The organism is Aquabacterium sp. UBA2148 (genome assembly GCF_002328915.1).
GTDB lineage: Bacteria > Pseudomonadota > Gammaproteobacteria > Burkholderiales > Burkholderiaceae_C > Aquabacterium > Aquabacterium parvum.
On sequence record NZ_DCXA01000264.1, the window covers coordinates 945 to 4,647 of the forward strand.

Consider the following 3,703-nt stretch of genomic DNA (forward strand, 5'->3'; position numbering starts at 1 on the left):
TTCATCTCTCGGCGCAACGCCCAGGGGCGCTTCGAGCTCAAGGCGGTCGTGGGTGAACGAGCCTGTCTGCTGGCCCACCCCAGCGGCAGCCCCGTCTTCCTGCTGACCGGCCTGGACCGCCCTGCGTCGAACAACCCGGACGCCCTCAACGACACAAGCCCCAACCAGCTGGCCGTCTTCCGGTCTGACGACCAAGGCAACACGTGGCACTGGGTGCGCGAGGGCCTGTTCCCCCACGCGGAGCACGTCGCATGGAGCCTGCGCCCGGGCTTCTTTGGCAAGACCGACATGTGGGTCTTTGGCGATGCCGCTGACACCAACATGGGGCTCGATGAAGCGCCAATGCCAGGCACCATTTACCACTCGCGCGACCTGGGCCGCACGGTCGAAACCATCGCGGTGCCTGCCGAAATGCGGCTGCCCCTGACCGGCTTTGCACCGCACCTGCCCCAAGGCACGGAGATCGCTGAATCACTGGGCGATGAGCTCAAGCGATACGTGTTCCAGGTCTCCGCTGACCGCGCTTTCGCATGGACCAGTCAGCGCGTCATGTACGCCCATCCAGAAGCCAGCCTCACCTCGGGGCTCGTGTGCACGACCGCCATGACAGAGTTGCGCCACCGTGATGGGCAGTGGCTTGTCGGGCCGATCAAGCGAGAGTTCGGCGCATGCCTGCGGAAGGTGCAACAGCGTCCCGATGGGGGCCTGGTGGGCGTGCTGGCGCACACAGACCAGGAGCGCGATGAGATCGCCGAGTTCGACGTCGCAGAGCAGAGCTGGAAGCCGGTTGGCGCCCTGCCCAACCCTTTCTGGCCCCTGCCCGGCAGCAGCCGGGTGGACAGCATCCTCGTGGGGCAACACGCCATCGTGGTCAGCGTCATGGCCTCACACACCGTGCCGACGTGGTTGACGCCATTTCGCGATGAGCCGGCAGAGATCGATGCCAACGCAGCCTTCTACTCGCTCGACGGCGGACGCAGTTGGACCCGGCTCGGGCTGCCCGGCTACCTCGGTGTGATGGGCCTGGACCCGAACAGCGACCGGGTGTACGGCGCACACGGCAACTGGTACGACGACCCAGACCTCACCGTGCGCGTCTTCAGCCTCAAGCAATGAGCTGACAACCCAAACAAACAAAAACCAAACTCCAAACAGGGACCCCCACCATGCAAACCGACACCCCCATTGCCTCCCCCACCCCGCGCATGCCAGGCGCCGCAACCTGGGCCTTGATCGCGCTGATCCTGCTCACCTTCGTGATCCAGTTGCTTCACGCTGGCTCCGTTGCTGGGCCCGACATCGATGCGCTGTCCAAAGCCGGCAACGTCGGCTACCTGACCCTGACCTCCGAGCCCTGGCGCCTGGTGACCGGCATGTTCATGCACGGCGACTGGATGCACCTGCTCATGAACCTCGCCGTGCTCGCCTATGTCGGGCCGCTGGCCGAGGCCGTCTTTGGGGGCCGAGGTTCGCTGGCCGTGTTCCTGGCAGGCGGGCTGCTCGCAGGGCTGGCCAGCGCCATCGGTGGCGTGGCCATGGCCGAGCAGGTCAACATCCTGGGGCAGGTTCGATACAACCTGATCGTCGGCGTCGGTGCATCGGGTGCCGTGATGGCCCTGTGCGGCGCCTTGTTCGCGGCCTACATGCTCGACGAGAGCGATCAACGCCATGAACTGCTGCAAGACAAGGCGGCGATCTCCGGCCTGCTGCCAACCGTGGGGCTCACGCTGGCCTTCGGGTTCATCCGGCCCTCGAACGACCAGGTGGCGCACATCGGGGGCCTGGTCGCCGGAGCGATCCTGGGCGGTTGCCTGCTGCAAACCATGCACTCGCCCAAGCGCCTGGTGCGCGCGCTGGGGCACGTGGGCTGCGCGATGCTGGCCATTTTGCCGATCGCCTTGTGGGTGCCGGACCCGGCTGCCGTCGAGCTCAAGGCCATCGCCGAGACGATCGCCGAACAAGAAAGGCTGGAGGCGGCCATGCCGGATTTCAGCGAACCGCCGCGCAGCGAAGAGCGCGCCCAGCCCCTGCTCCCCGAGGCGCCCGCCACGCAAGGCGTTGGCAAGATGTGGAGCAGCCAGGCCGGCGAGTTTTGAGCCTCGCCTCACCCATCTGGCCCCCGCGCCCGCCCGCGTCGAGCGCCATGCCCTTCGCATAAACTACAGCGCAACACGGCAGGGGCCCGAAGCGGGCAGCCACAGCGCCGTGCTGCAAACAGAAGGGGAGAAGGCCGTGAAAGGAATGATGAGCCTGCTCGAGAAGGCTGGCCTGGTCAGCCGTGTCGAGGATGTTTCACACGACACAGGTGCGCTGGATGCGTCGCACGAGGCGTCGACCGCAGAGCCGTCCGAATTGGGCGGCACCTTGCCCGCTGGCACCGACGCAGCCGCGCTGTCGCCCGGTCTGTCGCTGGATCAGGTCTACGAGAACGCGGGGGTGCCCGCCAGCCCGTACCCGGCAGAGCGGCTGCTGCGCCTGCTCGATGGCCTCAAGGCCATGGACGACGGGCTTCGCAGGCAGACCATCCAGGCCATCGACGCCGCCGACGACACCTGGACCATCCAGGACCCGATCTCCGACGCCACGCACAAGGTGCGCGCCATGAGCGAGCACGCTGCGGCCCTGCGCGCCGGGGTCTCGGCCTCACAGGCCGAAACCGAAGCGCAATTGGCCGCCATCCGGGCCCGGCAGGAAGACTCACTCAAAACCATCCGCCAGCAGATCTCCGACCTGGAGGCCTTGATGGCACGGGAGATCGCGCGCGGGGCACAGGAGTGCGCCGCACTCGAAGCCGATCACCAGACGCGCCGCCACGCAGCCGAACGGGACCTGGAGCAGCTGTCCCGCACCTCGGCGGACATGCAGGCGCTCATCCATCAATTTGGCCTGGCCAACGGGCAGTAAAGGGAGAACAACATGGCGTATCAGATGACCGGGCTGACCAAGGCTCTTTTGGCGTTGACCGCGCTGGGGGCCATCGGCTCCGCAGCATGGCACCTGGTGGTCAAGGACAAGGTCCAAGGCTCGGCCCAGGACACCGCGATCACCACCCCTGGTCAGGCCAGCCCGGCTGCGGCTTCCCGCCAGGGCGCCCTCGGCTCTGCCAGCAACCCGCTGCGGGTCAGCCTGGTGAGCTTTCACGGCTATGCCCCCGCCGTGCTGGCCAATGGCAACAGCCTGAAAACGGCCGCGGGCTCGATCTACGAGCGGCTGGGCTTGCACGTCGAGTTCGTCATCAACGACGACATCCCGACCATCCCGACCTTGTTCGAAGCCAAGAGCGCGCAGTGCGTGTGGCGCACCTCTGACTTCTGGGCACAAGAGCACCCCAATGTGCGCAACGCCGGTCACGACGGCAAGGCCATCCTGATCGTCGACAACACCCAGGGTGGTGACGCCGTCATCGCCCGCGACCCGGCCATCAAGACCATTGAAGACCTGTCCGGCAAGAACGTGGGCCTGGTCCAGTTCACGCCGTCGCACGGCATGCTGATCGACGCCATCGAGAACTCGTCGATGACCGCTCGCGCCAAGCAACAGGTGCGCACGGTCTTCATCAAGCCGGAAGAAGGCACCGCAGGCGTGCGTGCTGCGTTCGTCTCGGGCGACGTGGACGCCGCCGTCCTGTGGGACCCTGACCTGTCGCTGGCCCTGCGCGACGTCAAGGGCGCCCACGTCGTGTATTCGACCAAGACGGCCACCA

The 3,703-nt window shown here is 66.6% G+C and carries 3 protein-coding genes and 1 pseudogene; all 4 read left to right on the forward strand.

The genetic code is table 11. The features are described from left to right. Positions 1-1,116 (forward strand): hypothetical protein (locus tag B2W70_RS14750; RefSeq protein WP_286746799.1); only part of this gene is annotated, 1,116 nt, incomplete at its 5' end. Between the two features lie 50 nt (positions 1,117-1,166). Continuing rightward, positions 1,167-2,096, forward strand: a complete 930-nt coding sequence (locus tag B2W70_RS14755) for a rhomboid family intramembrane serine protease (protein WP_286746800.1) — start codon at positions 1,167-1,169, stop codon at positions 2,094-2,096. 136 nt (positions 2,097-2,232) lie between these two features. Next, complete coding sequence (locus tag B2W70_RS14760; RefSeq protein ID WP_286746801.1) at positions 2,233-2,904, forward strand: methyl-accepting chemotaxis protein; 672 nt, start codon at positions 2,233-2,235, stop codon at positions 2,902-2,904. 12 nt (positions 2,905-2,916) lie between these two features. Then, a pseudogene (locus B2W70_RS14765) lies at positions 2,917-3,703 on the forward strand (flagellar motor protein MotB); the annotation flags it as partial.

Excerpts from the sequence above, each read along its gene's own strand:
- B2W70_RS14755 (WP_286746800.1), top strand. The coding sequence starts at position 1,167 with ATGCAAACCGACACCCCCATTGCCTCCCCCACCCCGCGCATGCCAGGC.